Source organism: Alkalilimnicola ehrlichii (assembly GCF_003399765.1).
Lineage (GTDB): Bacteria > Pseudomonadota > Gammaproteobacteria > Nitrococcales > AK92 > AK92.
The window spans coordinates 1-16,909 of the sequence record NZ_NFZV01000045.1 but is presented as its reverse complement, the minus strand read 5'-3'; the positions used below and the strand labels follow the sequence as shown (position 1 = coordinate 16,909).

Here is a 16,909-nt window from a genome sequence, read left to right as displayed (position 1 = left end):
CCCGTCGCTTTCCGCCTCGCCCCTGGCCTGACGGGCGAATGGCGGCCCTTCTTTTGGTTCCTTTTTCTTGGGCAAGCAAGAAAAGGAACCCGCCGCGCGGGGGCGGAACCCCGCCTTTCAAACCAATCGCGCGAAGCGCACCAAACTAACGCACGTGCACGCCTAAATCAGGCCGATAGGGAATAATGCCGGCCGATTTGTTCGCTGTTCGAGCGTATCAAGGCCTCAGAATACTAGCCAAATCGATAGTACTTTGCTGGTCCTTCAAGTCCAGCAGGTCCGCCAGGGTGTCGAGATGTTCGCGAACCAAAGCGGCTGCTTGGTCGCCCTTGCCCTTGGCAATAAACTCGACCAAACGACTGTGATCGTCGCCTAGGAAACACGCCTGCACGCCGGCGACTTTGTACAAGGCAATAACAATCGAGGTGCGGAGCACGAGCTCGCGCTGAATCTTGCCAAGGACGCGGTTGGGGCAGTGGTCGGCGAGGAATAGGTGTAGGCCCATCGAGCGGTGAACGCGCTCCTGATGCTGGCCGCTTTCGTGAGCCGCTTTTTCTTCTTTGATCAGCTGCCGTAAGCTCTGTAAGTCGCCCTTGCTCAAAGCGCCGGCACAAAGCCGTACAACTTCCGCTTCGATGGTCTTGCGGGCTTCGAAGATTTGCTGGGTTTCCTCGACGGAAGGCTTGGCGACAGTGGCCATCTGGTTCGGCCGTTGTTCGATGACGTGGTCGGCAGCCAGGCGGGTCAGCGCTTTGCGTACAATCGAGCGGCTCACACCGAATAACTCGCCCAGCGCCACTTCCGGTAATTTCGAGCCGGGAGGAAGGCGCTGCGTTAGTACGGCATCGTAAATCGATTCGTAAATCGTTTGGTCGTTGGCCTTGCGGCGTTGTTTGCCGCTGCGCTTTTCCAGGTTCGGGAGCGCGGCTTCTGTTGCTGGACGGCTTGCCATGATTTTCCGTTTCTCTCCTCGTGAACCCGGAAGTGTATACACGCGGGTACACTGTCGCAAGTATACGGTTTTCTTGAGGCTTTAGACGCCGTGAGGAGGCTTTTCCAGCCAGACCTGCGGCAGTGGGTGCTCCTCGCAGTTGGGGCCTTCGCCGTCCCGGTCGACCACGAGAAAGTCGTCATCCGATGTGAGGGCCAGTAGGGGGTGATGCCAGGTCCCCGCATAGTAATTGACACCTTGGCCACCCCGCGCCAGAAAACAGCGTAGTTGCTCCGGTGCTGGCGGTTGGCCGGGAGGCGCGACGACCACCAAAAACGCTTGTTTGTTCAGCGGGATAAACGCTTGACTGCCAAGCGGATGCCGCTCAACGAGGCTAAGCGCTAATGGAAAAGTCGCGGCACGCGCGCGAAAAACGCTGATAACGGCATGGCCGCCGGCGGCGGTTTCGACGCTGGCGAGCCGGTGGTAGCGGCGACAGTTGCCGTTGTTGATCAGGAAGTGCTCGCGCTGCTCGGTATCGATGACTTCGCCAAAAGGGGCGAAGGCGGCGCGGGTCAGTGGCTCGATGTTGAGTCTGATCATAGCTGTACCGGTTCGCCAAAGACGCGGAAGCGACTAATACCCCCGTCCGGGTGTATGTTCAGGCGGACATGGGTAAAGGGGCCGCGGCGGGTAAGCTCCTTCTCGAAAATGTGGATGCTATCCGGACCGACCGGGCTGGCAGGCAGTAAGGGCTGCCAGAACATGCTGCTCGTGCGCAGCAAGGCGGGGTCGGTGACGCCGGGGAGGCACGCCGCTTCCACCGATGCTTGGGCGGGATAGTTGCCCTTATAGTGCGCGGTATCTACTTCCAGCCGATGGATAGTGCCGGGGTGGCCGAGCGCAATCACGCACCAGTCAAAGCCGGGTTCGCGCCGGCGACGGGTTTCCCAGCCATCGCCCATGTCGCGCCCACGGCCAGGATATAGCAATGGATCCGGCCGGCCGAAATGAGCGTCGCTGAACGCCAGTATCCGCCCGCCAGTCTGTGCCGCCGATAATTCTATATTGGTTTGTCCTTGCCATTGTGCCCAATCTACACTCGGTGTGCCGTAGACCCGAAAACGGGCGATGCCGCCATCTGGGTGAATATGCAGGCGCAGGTGCGAACATACCTGCGGCGTGTCGATTTCGATGCGGTGGCAGTGATCGCCTTGCAGGGACGTTAAGGGCGTTAACGTCTGCCAAGCGGCAGTCGATAGCTCGGTATCGCTATCGACCCGGCAAAATTCCACCTCGGCTGCCAGCGGATAGTTACCGGTAAAATGACGGGTATCGATTTCCAGGGCTGCAACGGCGCCGGGCACGGCAAGAGCGACGACCGCCCAGTCGTGGCCGGGCCCGCGGCGGCGTCGGCTTTCCCAGCCGTCCATCCATTTGCCGTGATCGTCATACTTGCCGGGAATAAACACCGGCTCGCTGTCCGCGAGCATGCGCTCGGCGGGGGCAAAGAACTCGTCGGTGACTTCCACTACACGGGCGCCTAGTCGCGCCGAAGCCAAGTTCGGCCAACGATTGCTGAGCGCTTCGAAATCTGGGTGATTCATGTGTGCATGTCCTTATTCGTCGGTCGTGCCTGCGCGCAGCCATTGCCGGAGCAATAGGCGTTCCGCGTCCGTCATGTCGGTGAGGTTGCCGGGCGGCATGCTGCGGGTGTCCGCGGCGGTGCGGACGATCTGCGCCCGATAGCGGCGAATGGCCTCGTCGTCGTCCAAGCGGATGCCCTGCGGTGCGTTGCTAAAGCCGGCAAAGGTCGGCTCGGCAGCGTGGCAGGCCATGCAGCGGTTCTCGACGATTTGCCGAATTTCCGGGAAGTCGACCGGCGCTAGCCTCGTATCCCCCTGATGGCGTTGATATACCGTGCTAGGGGCGGTCAGAATTATTAAGACCAATGTCGCCAGACCCGCCGTCGGCAGCATCCAGCCGTTAGGTCCGGGCAAATGGCGGACATTGAAGTAATGGCGGACCAACATTCCGATTGCCATTAACATGGCTAGGATGGCCCAGTTCCAATGGCTGCCGAAGGTGCCTGGAAAGTGATTGCTGATCATGATGAACAGCACCGGCAACGTAAGGTAGTTGTTGTGCCGCGAGCGCTGGAAGCCGTTTTTGCCTTGCTGCGGGTCCGGCGCTTCGCCGGCCTCCAGCGCGCGCACGAGCGCGCGCTGCGAAGGAATAATGACGCGGAAGACGTTGGCGGCCATGATCGTGCCGATGGCGGCGCCGACATGGATATAGGCGCCGCGGCCGCTAAATACGTGGGTAAGCCCAAAGGCCAGCAAGACGAGCAGGCCGAATCCAACTGCCGCCAATAAGGCCGGACGTTGCGCGAGCGGCGAGCGGCACAGGCCGTCGTAAACGAACCAGCTGGCGATCAGTACGCCGATGCCGATAAGACTGGCTTGCAGCGGGCTGAGCGGCGCGACCGACGGGTCGATCAGCGTGGTGCTGGCATTGAGATAGTACACCACGACGAGCAGGAGAAAGCCGGTGATCCAGGTGTAGTACGCTTCCCATTTGAACCAGTGTAAGCGCTCCGGTAACCGCTCGGGAGCGACTTGATATTTCTGCAGATAGTAAAATCCGCCGCCGTGGATCGCCCACAGTGTGCCCCCGACGCCGCGAGGTTTGTCGCCTTCGCGCTCAAGATTGTTTTCCAGCCAGTTGAAGTAAAAAGAGGCTCCGATCCACGCTACGCCGGCGATTACATGCAGCCAGCGCAGCAGCAGGTTGCCCCATTCGTAAAGGTGCGCTTCCATCGTCGTCTCCTGTTGTGTCAGCTACCTCGGTAGGTGCTGTAGCCATAGGGGGAGACGAGTAGCGGCACATGGTAATGGCGGTCGGAATCGTCGACGCCGAAGCGCACCACTACCTCGTCAAGAAAAGCGGGGTCGCCTAATGCCACGCCGCGCTTACAAAAATAGGCGCCGACGGCGAACGCAAGCTCGTAGCGGCCGACGTTAAATTCGAGGCCCGCGAGCAGCGGGCGCTCGCAGCGGCCATCGTCGTTGGTAACCGTTTCTAGCTGCAGATGACGGTTCCCGTCTCGGTCTACGCGGTACAGGGAGATGCTTAGCTCCGCGGCCGGGCAGCCGTGAGTGGTATCCAGAACGTGTGTGGTCAATCGGCCCATAAGGCGTCTCCGTCGGTTGTACGCTTTATTTTTATGTATCTCATGTTGTCGACAATAACATCATAAAAGTGTATACCGAGGCAATGAGTTCTTTGCTGGAGATTTGTCTATGACGGAAGCGCATTATCCGCGCGATCTAGTGGGCTACGGTGCCGAGCCACCGGATCCGCGCTGGCCGAACGGGGCGCGTTTGGCGGTGCAGTTCGTGCTGAATTACGAAGAGGGTGGAGAAAATTGTATTCTTCACGGCGATCCCGCCTCGGAAGCGTTTCTGTCGGAACTGATAGGGGCGGAACCGCGTTCTGGCGTGCGCCACATGAGTATGGAGTCGGTATACGAATACGGCAGCCGCGTGGGGGTGTGGCGCTTGTTGCGTTTGTTTCGGCGCTACGAGATTCCGCTAACGGTATTCGCGGTTGGGATGGCGGCGGAACGTCATCCGGAGGCGATTCGGGCGATGGTGCGCGAAGGCCATGAGATCTGTAGCCACGGCTATCGTTGGATCGACTACCAATATGTGCCGGAAGCGGTCGAGGCGGAGCATATCGAGCGCGCGATCGCGGCGTTAACCAAGGCGGCCGGGGAGAGGCCGCTTGGCTGGTATACCGGGCGAACGAGTCCGAACACGCGCAGGCTCGTCGTAGAGGCTGGCGGTTTCCTCTACGATGCCGATGATTATAGCGATGAGCTGCCTTTCTGGGTGGCGGTCGGCGGCCAGCGTCATTTAGTTGTGCCCTATACCTTGGATGCGAACGATATGCGGTTTGCGACCAATCAGGGCTTTAATAGCGGCGAGCAGTATTTCAGCTATCTGCGCGATAGCTTTGATGTGCTGTATGCGGAAGGCGATACGTATCCCCGTATGCTATCCGTCGGCCTCCATTGCCGTTTGGCAGGGCGGCCTGGGCGGGCGGCGGCGCTTGCGCGATTTCTCCGCTATGTACGGTCGTATAAGGACGTTTGGCTCTGCCGCCGCATCGATATCGCACGACATTGGATGGAGCACCATGGCTAAGCATTTATTGACGCCTCGGCCGAGCCGCATGAACGAGTTGGAGTTTGTGTGTGTGTACGGCGGCGTGTACGAACATTCTCCCTGGGTTGCGCAAGATGCCTACCGGGCCGGCTTGACCGCTGCCGCCGATACGGCGGAAGGGTTGGCGGAGAGAATGGCCGAGGTTTTTCGTAGCGCCTCGCCGGTCAGGCGACGGGAAGTGCTACAGGCTCATCCGGACTTGGCCGGCAGGGCGGCGGTTGCCGGCGAGTTGACGGAGGATTCCAGCAGCGAGCAGGCAGGTGCTGGGCTCGATCAGTGTACGCCGGAGGAGTTCGAACGCTTCCGGCAGCTCAATGCCGCCTACAAGGCGCGGTTTGGATTTCCTTTCATCATGGCGGTGCGCGGCGCGCACCGGAGCGACATCCTGCAAGCGTTCGCGCAACGGCTGGGCAACGACCCGGAAGTCGAGTTAGCGACAGCGGTCGAACAGGTCAATCGCATCGCGTTGTTACGCTTGCGGGCGCGAGCTGCGGGGGCTTAGCCGAAAGCGATCTGGCTATATAGGGCGGGTTTGCTGCCTTCCGAACCAATCTGGCGACACCGCCAATAGCTTCGCCCGCTGACCCGAACTTAAACCCTAGGCATGGTTGCCGGAGGTCTGAACTGCTTATCCGCTTCGCTCGGCCAGACTTGACGGCCTGCAATCCAGGTGCCGAGGATGCGCGACTCCAATTCTGCCGCCTCGCCGGTTATGAGTTCCTCCAGCCATTGTTCGGCCGTGACTTTGCCTGCCGGGCGCGGTAGTAAAACAAAATCCGCCCGCTTGCCCGGCTGGAAGTTACCGGCTTCTTGGCCGCGACCGAGGCATTCCGCACCGGCCAGCGTGCTGCGATAGAGGGCTTCGCGTACGTCGACGGCGCGCCGGCGTCGCGGTGTTGCTTCAGGAAGCGTTGCATAACGTGCAGCATGCTATGGCTGGGGCCGCCGCCGACATCCGAGGCCAGTGCGTAGCGAATACGGTGCCGACGTATTGCCTCAAGATCCATACGCCCGCTGTTCAAGGCTTCGTTGCTGCTGGGGCAGTGTGCGATCCATACCCTACGTTCGGCCAGGCAGGCTAGTTCCCGCTTGCTCAGGTGAATGCAGTGCCCGAGTACCGTGCGGGGGGTTAATAGCCCTGCCCGGTCATAAACGTCGGTGTAGTCAATGGCCTCCGGAAAAGCTTCGCGGACCTCGCGAATCTCATTTAATGATTCGGACAAGTGCGTTTGTACAAAAGCATTTTCGGTCTGCGCCAAGTGTCCGAGTTCGTGCATGAGCTCGGCGCTGCAGTTGAGCGCAAAGCGCGGCGTGATGACGTAGCGATCGCGCCCCAGTTGCCGCAGCAGCGGTGCGACCTCTTCGGCATTGTCCGGACTTGCCTCGCATAATGGCTCCGGTGCACCTTTGTGCATGATCGAATTGCCTAGAAGCCAGTCGCCATGGGTCGCGTCCGCGGCAATGCGTAAGGCGTCGGCATGAGGGCTGGAGTAGGCCATTCCCATCGTGGTGCCGGCTCTGAGCATATCCGCGAAGAAGGCGGCGGCGTGCCTGCGAGCGAAGCTGAGATCGCCAAACCGTGTTTCCTCCGGCCAAATGTGTTGCCGTAACCATTCCATCAAGTCGACCTGAAAACGCCCGCGCACATGGTGCTGAACCCAGTGGATATGCACATCGACAAAGCCTGGAATGAGTAGGCCGTCTAACTCGACGATCTGCGAGGCGGGTATGGCGCGAAACGAGGATATCGGTCCGGCGGCGACGATTTGACCATCCTCGATTAATACCCCTCCGTCCGAGTAGTAATCCCAGCGGCCGGCGGACTGCGGGTTGATTATCTCGGCACGGTACAGAAGGGGGGGGACGCCTGGCGACTCATTGCTTTACCTCGAAACATGTATACATGTTTATAGTGGTAACTCTCTGCGCTTACTTTTGCAACACGTTTTTCTCTAGATGTCCATAAGAGGGCGGTTTAGCCTATTGTTGCTGCAATTTGGTGCGAACATGACGCATATTTCCAGAGGTGGGGTTAGCCGAATCCGGCTCTCTTTATAAGTGTCCCGTTATGCCTGAACAAGCTGGCACGGCTGTTGCTTTGTATACAATAAGGTCCGCAATAAATGCGGCAGTTGTAGCCTGATACAAAGGAACGGTTGATGCCACTGTGGATACGTAACCCTTTGGGGATTCTGGCCGAGGGCGAAGCCGGCGGCGGCTTGGTCGTCGACGGTAGCCGAATCGTCGAGTTGGTGCCGAAGGGAGCCACGCCGGAAACGCGGGATTGCGACATCTTCGATGCCGGGCAGCACGTTATCATTCCCGGCTTAGTTAATACTCATCATCATTTTTTCAAACCCTGACCCGGGCTTACGGCCCTTCTTTGAACCAAGAGCTGTTCCCCTGGCTGCGGACGCTGTACCCGATTTGGTCGCGGTTAACCGAGCCGATGCTGCATGTTGCTTCGCTGACGGCACTTAGCGAGTTGCTGTTATCGGGCTGCACGACCGCATCCGATCACCACTATTTGTTTAACGACGCGCTGACCGAGGCGGTGGATGTGCAGATTGCCGCCGCCGAGCAGTTGGGGATGCGGGTCGTGCTGGGACGCGGCTCGATGAATTTGCGAGACGACGACGTCGGCTTTCCCTCCCCAAACGTTGTCGAGCCGGAAGCGGCGATTATCGATCACACCGAAGCTTTGCTGCGTCGGCATCACGACCCTGAGCCGGGGGCGATGGTTCAGATCGCGGTGGCGCCGAACTGCCCGATGGAAGTGACCCAAAGTTTGATGCGGGAAAGCGCCCGGCTAGCGCGTCGTTATCGAGCGCCGCTCCACACCCATCTGGCCGAAACACAGGACGAGGTCGATTTTTGCCTACAGCATTTCGGCTGTCGCACCGTCGATTACCTGGAGTCCGTCGATTGGTTGGCGAACGACGTGTGGGTCGCTCACGGCATTCATTTCGATAACGCAGAGATCGAGCGGTTAGGGGCGGCCGGAGTGGGTATTTGTCACTGCCCGAGTTCGAATGCGGTGCTTGGGTCCGGCGTTGCGCCATTACCGGAACTCGAGCGGGCCGGTTGTCCGGTTGGACTCGGGGTGGATGGCTCGGCTTCCAACGACGGATCGAACCTCATGCAGGAGCTTCGGCAAGCCTTTCTTACCCAGCGTATGCGCCACGGTACCGGCGTGCGTCATCAGGATGCACTGCGCTGGGCCACGGCCGGCGGTGCCGATTGTTTGGGGCGCCCCGAGCTGGGGCGGCTTGCCGCCGGCGCTTGCGCCGATATTGCGATGTATACCCTCGACGATATTCGGTTTTGGGGCAGCGACGACCCGCTAGCCGCCTTGGTGCTGTGCGGAGCTCACCGCGCCGATCGAGTCATGGTCAACGGCCGTTGGGCGGTGGAAAACGGCGCGATCGTCGGCCTCGATATGGCGCAGCTGCGGGCGCGGCACGCGGCGGCCAGCGGCGAATTACGACAGCGGGTGGCGTTATGAAAGTAACTGTTATTTGCGATTCGCGCTACGGCAGCACCTTGACCCTGGCACAAGAGATTGCCGCCGGTGCGGAAGGTGCGGGGGCAGAGGTTCGCTTACGGAGGGTTGCGCTAGCGGAGCCTGAGTTCAGCGTCGATACCGCGCGGGCGGATTTCCTGCATGCCCAGGCCGAATACAAAGCGCTGCCGCAAGCTTGTGCCGACGATCTGGTTTGGGCGCGAGGCATCGTCTGGGGCTCGCCGACCCGTTACGGCCTGATGAGTACGCCGTTGCGCGCTTTCATCGACGAGGTGGCACCGCTTTGGCGGCAAGGCGCGTTGATCGGCAAGGTGGGGGCCGCGTTTACCTCTACCGGGGGCATGCATTCCGGTAACGAGATGACGCTGCTTTCGCTGTTACTACCGTTCATGCAGCACGGCATGTTGCTGGCCGGCGTTCCGCATAGCGTTCCCGAATTAGTGCATACCCGTAAAGGCGGGTCGCCCTACGGGGCCTCGGCCGTGACGGGGTTCAACGGAGGGCTGCCGGTCGACGACAACGAGAAGGCGATTGCACGTGCGCTGGGAGCGCGCGTGGCGCGGTTGGCGGGGCAGCTTGTGCCTGAGCCGGCCTCGGTTGAGTTGGCCGCGCGGTCCATAGCCAAGGAGTAGCCGTTCCTTATCTTTTGTGAAACGAGGTTGATGAGCATGAACAGAGTTAAAGCAAGCAAGACGCGACAAGCGGTTCGTCGCACTTTTCTTGGGATGTTCTCCGCTGCCGTCTTGTTGGCGGGCGGACTATCCCAGGCGTCCGAACTCGATAAGGTGACGTTCGGAACCAGCTGGTACGCCCAGGCCGAGCATGGCGGCTTCTACCAAGCGGTGGCGGAAGGCATTTACGAGGACTACGGCCTCGATGTCACCATCCGTATGGGCGGCCCGCAGGTGAACGGCTTGCAGCTTCTGATGGCGGGACGGTACGACTTCGTCATGGGGTACCCGATCCGCAACATCAACGCGGTTAATGAAGGTTTGTCGGTGGTCACGGTCGCGGCAAGTTTTCAAAAAGACCCGCAAGGACTTATTGCGCATCCGCATGTGCAATCGCTGGAAGACGTTAAAGGCCGCACCGTGCTGATTTCTTCTTCCGCGCAGACCACCTTCTGGCCCTGGCTCAAGGCCGAGTACGGCTTTAGCGATGCGAATGCGCGTCCCTACACATTTAGCCTCGGGCCGTTTCTCGCTAATAGAGAGTTAGTGCAGCAAGCCTATATCAGCTCCGAACCGTACGCGGCGGAGCAGGGTGGGGTAACGCCGAACATCTTCCTATTTGCCGATCACGGCTATCCGCCTTATGCCACCACGATCGAAACCACGCAAGGCTTGATCGAGGAGTCGCCGGACTTGGTGCGTCGTTTCGTGCAGGCATCCCTAGAAGGCTGGAAGAGTTACCTCGCTAATCCTGAGCCGGGTAACGCTTTGATTAAGGCCGATAATCCGGAAATGACGGACGAGCAGCTCGCTTTCGGTCTAGCCAAGATCAAGGAGTACGAGTTGGTCACCGGCGAGGAGGCGGGCAGCCAGGGTATCGGTGTAATGACGCACGATCGGTGGCGGCAGATCTTCGACTTCATGGTTGAAGCCGATCTCGTGCCTGCCAGTGTCGATTACCAAAAGGCCTACACCCTGGACTTTTTACCCGAATCGCCGGTGTTGCCGTAACCCGGAATACCCGTCGGTGCGCTGGCGCTTGCGCACCGACTAACGCCGTGGAGGCCAGAGGATGAATAGTCAGTTAAATCAAAAAACGCTTCGCTTTCTTGTCGTGCCGCGGTAGCTGCCGTTTTGGCGCTATCGGTTGGCGGTGTCGCGGTGGCTGAGGGGTTGGACCAGGTCACCTTTGGAACCAACTGGTTTGCCCAAGCCGAGCATGGCGGCTTCTACCAAGCGGTGGCGGAAGGTATTTACGAGGACTACGGCCTCGATGTCGCGATCCGCATGGGCGGGCCGCAGGTTAACAACATGCAGTTGTTGATGGGGCGGCGCTACGAGTTTTCCATGGGGTATCCGATTGCGGCGATCAACGCCGTTAACGAAGGCCTGCCGGTGGTCACGGTAGCGGCGTCGTTCCAGGGCGACCCGCAGGGCTTGTTAGCGCATCCGCATGTGGAATCGTTAGAGGAGCTTGTCGGAAAGCCGGTGTACATCGCCTCGTCCTCGCATACCACCTTCTGGCCTTGGCTAAAGGCTGAGTACGGCTATACCGACGATATGGTTCGGCCTTATACGTTCAGTGTCCAGCCGTTTCTCAATAGCGAGGACGTTGTCCAGCAAGGTTATGTGACGTCCGAGCCGTTCGCAATGGAGAAGGGTGGGGTGGCGCCGAACGTATTCCTATTCGCCGATTACGGCTACCCGCCGTACGCTACGACCATAGAAACCCGCCGCGATATTATCGAAAACCGTCCCGACGTAGTGCGGCGCTTCGTGCAGGCCTCGTTGGAGGGCTGGAAAAGCTACATGGAGAACCGCGCCGGCACGGACCTTGATCAAGGTCGATAATCCCGAGATGACCGACGAGCAGCTTGCCTTCGGTCTGGAAAAGATGAAGGAGTATGGACTGGTCGCCGGAGGGGATGCCCAAACTCAGGGTATCGGTGTAATGACGCACGAGCGGTGGCAGCAGACCTTTGCGTTCATGGTCGAAGCCGGAATGGTGCCGGCAGATCTGGATTACCGACAAGTCTACACGCTCGATTTCTTACCTGACCCTCCTGTCCTCCCGTAAGGCGAGTGCGTGGCTGTGAGGGGTGTTGGAGGTCTTGCGGGCCTCCAGCATTTCCCTTTGCTGTAAGCAAGCGCTGCCGCTAGCGCCTTGGCGGCCCAGAGGGCGGAAGGGAAGTCGGAGGCGATGAGAAGGCACCGTTTTGGCGCATGCGCGACTTAAGTCTAATCGATGACGATCCGTAACATTTTGTTTTTATTTGTAGAGTTGTCATGGCATAGCTTGTGCATTCTTTGTATACAGGGTTGTGTTCAATACTGGCGGAGAAGAGTCGTCGGCACGGAATCGGCTCCGCCGATATCATGCGATTCCGGCCATTTACTAATGTTGTAAGAGGACAAGCCGGCCCAGGCGGGCGGGGGCTGCCTCACCGAAAGGAGGACTAGCCATGCTCGTAACGCAACAACCGGTTCTGCGCCGTTTCTGGTACCCCGTTATTCCCGTTGAGCGGTTGCAAGATGGCCCGAAGCCGTTTCGGCTATTGGGAGAGGAAATTGTCGTTTGGCTCGATTCCAATGGCGTGCCGAAAGCGGTGCAAGATCGTTGCTGTCACCGCAGCGCAAAGCTCTCCCTGGGGTGGGTAGACGGCGATGCCATTGTTTGTCCCTATCACGGTTGGTCTTACGACGGTGCCGGAACCTGCGTAAAAATTCCGCAGACGCCGGATCGGCCGTCTAACCGTGCCAAAGTGCGGGCATTCCATGCCGACTGCAAGTACGGGTATGTGTGGGTGGCCCTAGCTGAGCCGCTAACGCCGATTCCGGAACTGCCGGAGGCGAGCGAGCCGGCTTATCGGTGCATTCATCAGTTCTACGAAGTTTGGCGCACGGCCGGTCTTAGGCTGATGGAAAACTCATTCGATAACGCCCACTTCAGTTTTGTGCATCGAGAGAGTTTTGGCCAATTCGATAAGCCAATTCCAGCTCAATTGCACATAGAACCGCATGAATACGGCTTCCGTTTCGAGACCGTCGCGCCGGTAAATAATCCTGCTGCCCAGAAGCAGTTACTGCGGATGGACAGCGATACCACTGAGCGGCACATGACCAGCGACTGGTTTATGCCGTTCGGTCGGAAGCTGCATATTCGTTATCCCAACGGCCTGGTACACGCCATTGTCACCTATGCAACGCCGATTGACGACGACACCTCCATGATTTGTCAATGGGCTTACCGTAGCGACACGGAGGAGGCGGCTGCCGCAGCCGATATCATCGCTTTCGATCGCCAAGTGACCGAGGAAGATAAGCGTGTTTTGGAAACCACCGACAGCGATGTGCCTTTAGACGTTAGCTCGGGCGAGGAGCGGCATATGCCGTCGGATCAGCCGGGCCTTGTCATGCGTAAGCAACTCTTGCAGCTCTTGCAACGGTTTGGCGAAACCGAAGCCCGCCGTCAGGTTGCGCTGTCGCGCTTACAGGAGAAGGTGTCGTGAGTCGCTTATTGATTAAAAACGCCGCAGCCATTATGACCGGCCGGCCGGGCGCCTTAGGGCGCCGGGGCGGGGCCGATATCCGCATCGAGGCCGGTGCGGTACGCGAAGTCGCGTCGGTTTTGACGCCGTTGCCGGGGGAAGAGGTGTTGGATGCGTCCGGCTGCGTTGTCTATCCCGGCTGGGTAAATACCCACCACCACCTTTTTCAAAGCGTTCTCAAGGCCGTACCCGAAGGCATCAACGAACCTTTGTTCGGTTGGTTGGGTGCCGTGCCTTATCCCCGCTTGACTCGGATTAAGGATACCCACCTGGAGACGGCGGCAACGGTCGGTTTGGTCGAACTGCTTTTATCCGGAACGACGACCTGCGCCGATCACCATTACTTGTACTATCCGGGCCTGGACAGCGAGATGGCGGATGTCTTGTTCGAAGTCGCCGATCGCTTAGGTATGCGGCTCGTGCTCTGTCGCGGTGGCGCGACCGAGTTCGGTCGGCATCCCGGTTACCCGAACGACATGGCGCAGGAAAGCCTCGACGATATCGTCGGCGACGTGCAAAGGCTGGCCGAACGTTATCACCAGGCGTCGCCGAGTGCGATGCGGCAGGTTGTCATGGCCCGACAACGCCCACTTTTTCGGTCAGCCCGGCTGTTCTGAAAGAGTTGGCGGTTGCCGGGCGCAGTATGGGCGTGCGCTTGCACACGCATCTATCTGAGACGGCAGAGTACGTGCGTTATTGTCGCGAGGTTCACGATATGACGCCGGTCGAATTCTGTGCCGAACATGGGTGGCTGGGAGAAGACGTCTGGTTCGCCCACATGGTTCATGTCGACGATTCGGAAATCCCCTTATTGCAACAAACCGGTACCGGCATCGCTCATTGTCCGCAGAGCAACTGTCGGCTCGGTAGCGGCATTGCGCGGGTGCCGGAAATGGCAAAACGGGGGATTCCCATCTCGCTCGCCGTGGACGGAGCGGCCTCAAACGAGGCGGCCGATATGGTTCAGGAAGCGCATACCGCGTGGATGATCCACCGCGCGTTGGGAGGAGCCGACGCGGTTACGGTCGAAGATGTCGTCCATTGGGGGACGCGCGGCGGAGCGGAGGTGCTGGGGCTGACCGGGCTGGGTTTGATCGAGCCTGGCAAAGCGGCGGATTTGGTCGTGTATGACCTCGACCAGCCGCGCTACTTCGGCGTTCACGATCCGGCGGTGGCGCCTGTTGTGGCCGGCGGCTCGGCGACGATTCGCTACCTTTTGATCAATGGTCGGGTTTGCGTCCAGGACGGCGTCGTGCCCGGCCTTGATATGGAAGGGTTACGCGCTCGCGCGGCGGAAACCGTCGCGGCCTTGGCGTAGTGATTTTGGTTGGGGTTATAGACAGATGGCGACAACAGTTTCGACGATACCCGTGATTGACTTTGGACCGTTCTTAACCGGCGATACAGCGGCTCGTAAGGCCGTTGCCGCGGCAATGCGACAGGCCAGTCAGGACTGGGGTTTCTTCTACCTATCCAATCATGGGATGCCGGACGAGCTTTTGGTGCGCTCGTTCCAGGCGTCGCGAGCTTTCTTTGCCTTGCCCGAAGCCCATAAACGCGAGCTGGCCTGGCAAAGCGCCAGCAGTAATCGCGGTTATGTGGCTGTTCGGCGGGAGCGACTAAATCCTAATAAGCCGGGAGATCTGAAAGAGGCTTTCAATGTAGGGCGTGAGGAAGACTTGTCACATATTCCCGCCGCCGAGCGCCCTTACCGCGAAAATCGTTGGCCGTCCGAGCAGCCGCAATTTCGCGATACGGCGCTCGCCTTGTTCGAGGGCTGTGTGACCGCCGCAAACCGGGTGCTGGAAGCGTTTGCGCTAGCGCTGGATCTGCCGCAGCAGTTCTTCGTCGACAGTCACGACCAACAACATCATACCTTGCGGTTACTACGTTATCCGCCGTTGCCGGCTGGCTTTCAGCCGCAGAACGGCGAGAGCCGCGCCGGGAGCCATACCGATTACGGCAGCATCACGTTATTGTTCCAGGATGCTGTCGGCGGGCTTGAAGTCCGCACTCGCGATGGCCGTTGGGTGCAGGCGACGCCGATTCCGGGAACGGTCGTCATTAATACTGGCGATCTTATGCAGCGCTGGACGAATCATGTGTTCTGCTCAACGCCGCATAGGGTGGCAGTACCGAAAGAGCATTTAACTAAAGATCGTTATTCAATCGCCTTTTTCTGCCATCCGAATGACGAGGCGGAGATCCGTTGTATTGAGAGTTGTTCCGATGCTAAAAACCCCCCGCGTTACCCGCCGATTACCGCAGGCCAATACCTAATGGAACGCCTTAACGCTACTTATTAATGTTCTGGACTTTGGGCCGCCATTCCGGCGGCCCTTTCTCAGCGTCGCCCCGTGTCGCATTAGCGCCTTCTCCCCCAGTCTTACGCTATTACTCGTAGCGCCCTTTGATAGCGCAATGCGCCTGAGTTTTGCGCAGTTGTAGGGCGTGGTCAGCGTTTACTTTCAGTCGCGAATTATCCTTGCGGCCGGTCGGGATAGATAAGTGTTTGATTAATAATTTGTTACCTGATGTTGGCATGCCTCTTGTAAATGTTGTCTACCAGAGTTTTTCGTTTCGTATACAAAAAGGAATTTACGAGTATTCATTGCGGCGTGTCCATTGGCGGTGCGCCGGCAGGCGGGAAGCCTAATGAACGCTGCGAACGAGGCTCGACGGGGTGTTGCCGGTATAAGCCGCCGCCTCGGGTGATGACCTGAAAGTATTCATTGGCTCGACTGAGGGAAATATTGTGAACGGTAAAATCAAAACCTTGATCCGAGTGGGGGCGGGTGCGGCTGTGCTGGCTAGCGGCGGCGCGATGGCATCCAATGTGACGGTGCACGGATTGATTGATGTTTGGGTCGGGGCCAGCGAGCTACCGGGCGCGGAAGATACCACCTTCGAGTTAGGCGGCGGCGGCATGTCGACGTCTTTCATAGGGATTAACGCCACACAGGAGCTGACGCCCGGTCTGACGGTATTCGGTAATGCCGAGATGTTCTTCCGCCCCGACGAGGCGAGGGAAGGGCGCTTCGATGGCGATCGGTTTTTGCCCGGGCGGCACATGTGGGTTTAGAGGGCGGCTTCGGCCGTATATCGGGAGGTCGTAACACGAACCCTTACTTCCTATCGACGATCCTAACCAACCCATTTGTCGACTCGTTCGTCTTCTCTCCCAGCATCATGCATACCTTCGCTGGCAGCGGTTACGTTGCGGGCGACTCGGGCTGGAGCGATTCGTTGTCGTACAGTATTCCCGGCGGGGGCGGTTTCAGCGCGACGGCGATTTACGCGTTTGGCGAAGTCGAAGGCGAATCGGAAGGCAAGGTAGGCGGTAACGTGTTTTACCGCTCGGGCGGCCTGGTCGCGACCGCTGCGGTTACGGTTGTGGACTATGCGGCCGATACCGGTGACGCCGCCGACGTAGGAGACAGCCAAACGGCGGTTCTGCTCGGTGCCACTTACGATTTCGGCGTCGCGACCTTATCGGCTCAGTTTCAGAATATTTCCGACGATCAGGGAGTGGGTGACCTGAACACCTATATACTAGGCGCTGCCATTCCGGCCGGCCCTGGTAGCGTATTGGCAGCGGTGGCCTTCACCGATTACGACGACTTCGACGAGCGTCTGACTGTCACGGTCGGCTACAACTACGCGGTAACCAGCGCTTTCGACACGTACGTTGCTTTCATGTATGACGATGATGACTACCTGGACGATGACGGTTATGTGTTCGGGGTAGGTGGTCGCTACCGGTTCTAAGTTTCTTCTCCTACGCTTTGTCTTCTCCTTTAGTTCGGGGTCCTTTGGGCCCCGTTTTTTATTTATTTACTTGCTTGGAGTGGGGTTTGGTGCGCTGCGCGCGATTGATTTGGAAGGCGGGGTTCCGCCCCCGCACGGCGGGTTCCTTTTCTTTGGCGACGCAAAGACTCATTCGCCGGGAGCGAATGAGGTGCGCTAAGCGAGCCGAAGGCCGAAGACCAGGGAGGGTCTGAGCCAAA

Annotated in this window: 18 protein-coding genes and 2 pseudogenes; 14 read left to right on the top strand and 6 right to left on the bottom strand. The window is 59.1% G+C overall.

What is annotated here, in order from left to right; genetic code table 11:
• Window positions 1–217 precede the first annotated feature (217 nt).
• The 5 genes from CAI21_RS21645 to uraH all read right to left on the bottom strand — a co-directional run bounded on the left by CAI21_RS21645 (window position 218) and on the right by uraH (window position 4,124).
• A complete protein-coding gene (locus tag CAI21_RS21645) occupies window positions 218–952 on the bottom strand; it encodes a GntR family transcriptional regulator (protein ID WP_116304204.1) in 735 nt (244 codons plus the stop codon).
• Window positions 953–1,033: 81 nt separating this feature from the next.
• Window positions 1,034–1,534: an ureidoglycolate lyase gene (locus tag CAI21_RS21640; protein ID WP_116304203.1), complete on the bottom strand. Its 501-nt coding sequence runs from the start codon at window positions 1,532–1,534 to the stop codon at window positions 1,034–1,036.
• Window positions 1,531–2,538 carry an allantoicase gene (gene alc / locus CAI21_RS21635; RefSeq protein ID WP_116304202.1) on the bottom strand — a complete coding sequence of 336 codons (1,008 nt, stop codon included), beginning with the start codon at window positions 2,536–2,538 and terminating at the stop codon, window positions 1,531–1,533. Before alc ends, CAI21_RS21640 begins: the two co-directional genes overlap by 4 nt.
• Window positions 2,539–2,550: 12 nt before the next feature.
• A complete protein-coding gene (locus CAI21_RS21630) occupies window positions 2,551–3,750 on the bottom strand; it encodes a urate hydroxylase PuuD (RefSeq protein ID WP_116304201.1) in 1,200 nt (399 codons plus the stop codon).
• Window positions 3,751–3,767: 17 nt separating this feature from the next.
• Entirely contained in the window at window positions 3,768–4,124 is a 357-nt protein-coding gene (gene uraH, locus CAI21_RS21625; protein WP_116304200.1) for a hydroxyisourate hydrolase, read from the bottom strand.
• A 109-nt stretch (window positions 4,125–4,233) separates the two neighbouring features.
• Here uraH and puuE point away from each other — a divergent pair, with 109 nt between their 5' ends.
• Together puuE and uraD are read left to right on the top strand one after the other, a co-directional pair.
• Window positions 4,234–5,139, top strand: a complete 906-nt coding sequence (gene puuE, locus CAI21_RS21620) for an allantoinase PuuE (protein ID WP_116304199.1) — start codon at window positions 4,234–4,236, stop codon at window positions 5,137–5,139.
• Window positions 5,132–5,662, top strand: coding sequence for a 2-oxo-4-hydroxy-4-carboxy-5-ureidoimidazoline decarboxylase (gene uraD / locus CAI21_RS21615; protein ID WP_116304198.1), 531 nt, complete (start codon window positions 5,132–5,134; stop codon window positions 5,660–5,662). The genes puuE and uraD overlap by 8 nt, the downstream gene beginning before the upstream one ends.
• 89 nt (window positions 5,663–5,751) lie before the next feature.
• On the opposite strand, the pseudogene CAI21_RS21610 reads toward uraD, so the two are convergent.
• A pseudogene (locus CAI21_RS21610) lies at window positions 5,752–6,806 on the bottom strand (amidohydrolase family protein).
• A gap of 513 nt (window positions 6,807–7,319) precedes the next feature.
• Between CAI21_RS21610 and CAI21_RS24370 the strand changes: the two are divergent.
• The 12 genes and pseudogenes from CAI21_RS24370 to CAI21_RS21565 all read left to right on the top strand — a co-directional run bounded on the left by CAI21_RS24370 (window position 7,320) and on the right by CAI21_RS21565 (window position 16,670).
• Window positions 7,320–7,523, top strand: a complete 204-nt coding sequence (locus CAI21_RS24370; protein WP_220349033.1) for a hypothetical protein — start codon at window positions 7,320–7,322, stop codon at window positions 7,521–7,523.
• A 20-nt stretch (window positions 7,524–7,543) separates the two neighbouring features.
• The gene (locus tag CAI21_RS21605) at window positions 7,544–8,665 is read left to right on the top strand and encodes an amidohydrolase family protein (protein WP_220349031.1); all 1,122 of its coding nucleotides are present in this window, start codon (window positions 7,544–7,546) and stop codon (window positions 8,663–8,665) included.
• Window positions 8,662–9,315 (top strand): NAD(P)H:quinone oxidoreductase, encoded by a 654-nt coding sequence (gene wrbA / locus CAI21_RS21600; RefSeq protein ID WP_116304197.1) that lies wholly within the window; start codon window positions 8,662–8,664, stop codon window positions 9,313–9,315. The genes CAI21_RS21605 and wrbA overlap by 4 nt, the downstream gene beginning before the upstream one ends.
• Before the next feature lie 36 nt (window positions 9,316–9,351).
• Window positions 9,352–10,365 (top strand): ABC transporter substrate-binding protein, encoded by a 1,014-nt coding sequence (locus tag CAI21_RS21595; RefSeq protein ID WP_116304205.1) that lies wholly within the window; start codon window positions 9,352–9,354, stop codon window positions 10,363–10,365.
• A gap of 123 nt (window positions 10,366–10,488) precedes the next feature.
• A complete protein-coding gene (locus CAI21_RS21590; protein WP_220349029.1) occupies window positions 10,489–11,205 on the top strand; it encodes an ABC transporter substrate-binding protein in 717 nt (238 codons plus the stop codon).
• A complete protein-coding gene (locus tag CAI21_RS24365; RefSeq protein ID WP_220349027.1) occupies window positions 11,189–11,431 on the top strand; it encodes a hypothetical protein in 243 nt (80 codons plus the stop codon). The genes CAI21_RS21590 and CAI21_RS24365 overlap by 17 nt, the downstream gene beginning before the upstream one ends.
• A gap of 385 nt (window positions 11,432–11,816) precedes the next feature.
• A complete protein-coding gene (locus CAI21_RS21585; RefSeq protein WP_116304196.1) occupies window positions 11,817–12,863 on the top strand; it encodes an aromatic ring-hydroxylating dioxygenase subunit alpha in 1,047 nt (348 codons plus the stop codon).
• Between the two features lie 32 nt (window positions 12,864–12,895).
• A pseudogene (locus tag CAI21_RS24360) lies at window positions 12,896–13,333 on the top strand (amidohydrolase family protein); the annotation flags it as partial.
• Window positions 13,228–14,220: an amidohydrolase family protein gene (locus CAI21_RS24355; protein WP_309544977.1), complete on the top strand. Its 993-nt coding sequence runs from the start codon at window positions 13,228–13,230 to the stop codon at window positions 14,218–14,220. The pseudogene CAI21_RS24360 and the gene CAI21_RS24355, both read left to right, overlap by 106 nt.
• Window positions 14,221–14,245: 25 nt before the next feature.
• The gene (locus CAI21_RS21575) at window positions 14,246–15,208 is read left to right on the top strand and encodes an isopenicillin N synthase family dioxygenase (protein WP_116304195.1); all 963 of its coding nucleotides are present in this window, start codon (window positions 14,246–14,248) and stop codon (window positions 15,206–15,208) included.
• Between the two features lie 449 nt (window positions 15,209–15,657).
• Entirely contained in the window at window positions 15,658–15,984 is a 327-nt protein-coding gene (locus CAI21_RS21570; RefSeq protein WP_116304194.1) for a porin family protein, read from the top strand.
• Window positions 15,975–16,670, top strand: a complete 696-nt coding sequence (locus CAI21_RS21565; protein ID WP_116304193.1) for a porin — start codon at window positions 15,975–15,977, stop codon at window positions 16,668–16,670. The genes CAI21_RS21570 and CAI21_RS21565 overlap by 10 nt, the downstream gene beginning before the upstream one ends.
• The last annotated feature ends 239 nt before the right edge of the window (window positions 16,671–16,909 follow it).

Coding starts and splice junctions, on each gene's coding strand:
- CAI21_RS24370 (WP_220349033.1), top strand. CDS start 7,320: ATGCCACTGTGGATACGTAACCCTTTGGGGATTCTGGCCGAGGGCGAA.
- CAI21_RS21630 (WP_116304201.1), bottom strand. CDS start 3,750: ATGGAAGCGCACCTTTACGAATGGGGCAACCTGCTGCTGCGCTGGCTG.
- puuE (WP_116304199.1), top strand. CDS start 4,234: ATGACGGAAGCGCATTATCCGCGCGATCTAGTGGGCTACGGTGCCGAG.
- CAI21_RS21640 (WP_116304203.1), bottom strand. CDS start 1,534: ATGATCAGACTCAACATCGAGCCACTGACCCGCGCCGCCTTCGCCCCT.
- CAI21_RS21575 (WP_116304195.1), top strand. CDS start 14,246: ATGGCGACAACAGTTTCGACGATACCCGTGATTGACTTTGGACCGTTC.
- uraD (WP_116304198.1), top strand. CDS start 5,132: ATGGCTAAGCATTTATTGACGCCTCGGCCGAGCCGCATGAACGAGTTG.
- uraH (WP_116304200.1), bottom strand. CDS start 4,124: ATGGGCCGATTGACCACACACGTTCTGGATACCACTCACGGCTGCCCG.
- alc (WP_116304202.1), bottom strand. CDS start 2,538: ATGAATCACCCAGATTTCGAAGCGCTCAGCAATCGTTGGCCGAACTTG.
- CAI21_RS21595 (WP_116304205.1), top strand. CDS start 9,352: ATGAACAGAGTTAAAGCAAGCAAGACGCGACAAGCGGTTCGTCGCACT.
- CAI21_RS21585 (WP_116304196.1), top strand. CDS start 11,817: ATGCTCGTAACGCAACAACCGGTTCTGCGCCGTTTCTGGTACCCCGTT.
- wrbA (WP_116304197.1), top strand. CDS start 8,662: ATGAAAGTAACTGTTATTTGCGATTCGCGCTACGGCAGCACCTTGACC.
- CAI21_RS21645 (WP_116304204.1), bottom strand. CDS start 952: ATGGCAAGCCGTCCAGCAACAGAAGCCGCGCTCCCGAACCTGGAAAAG.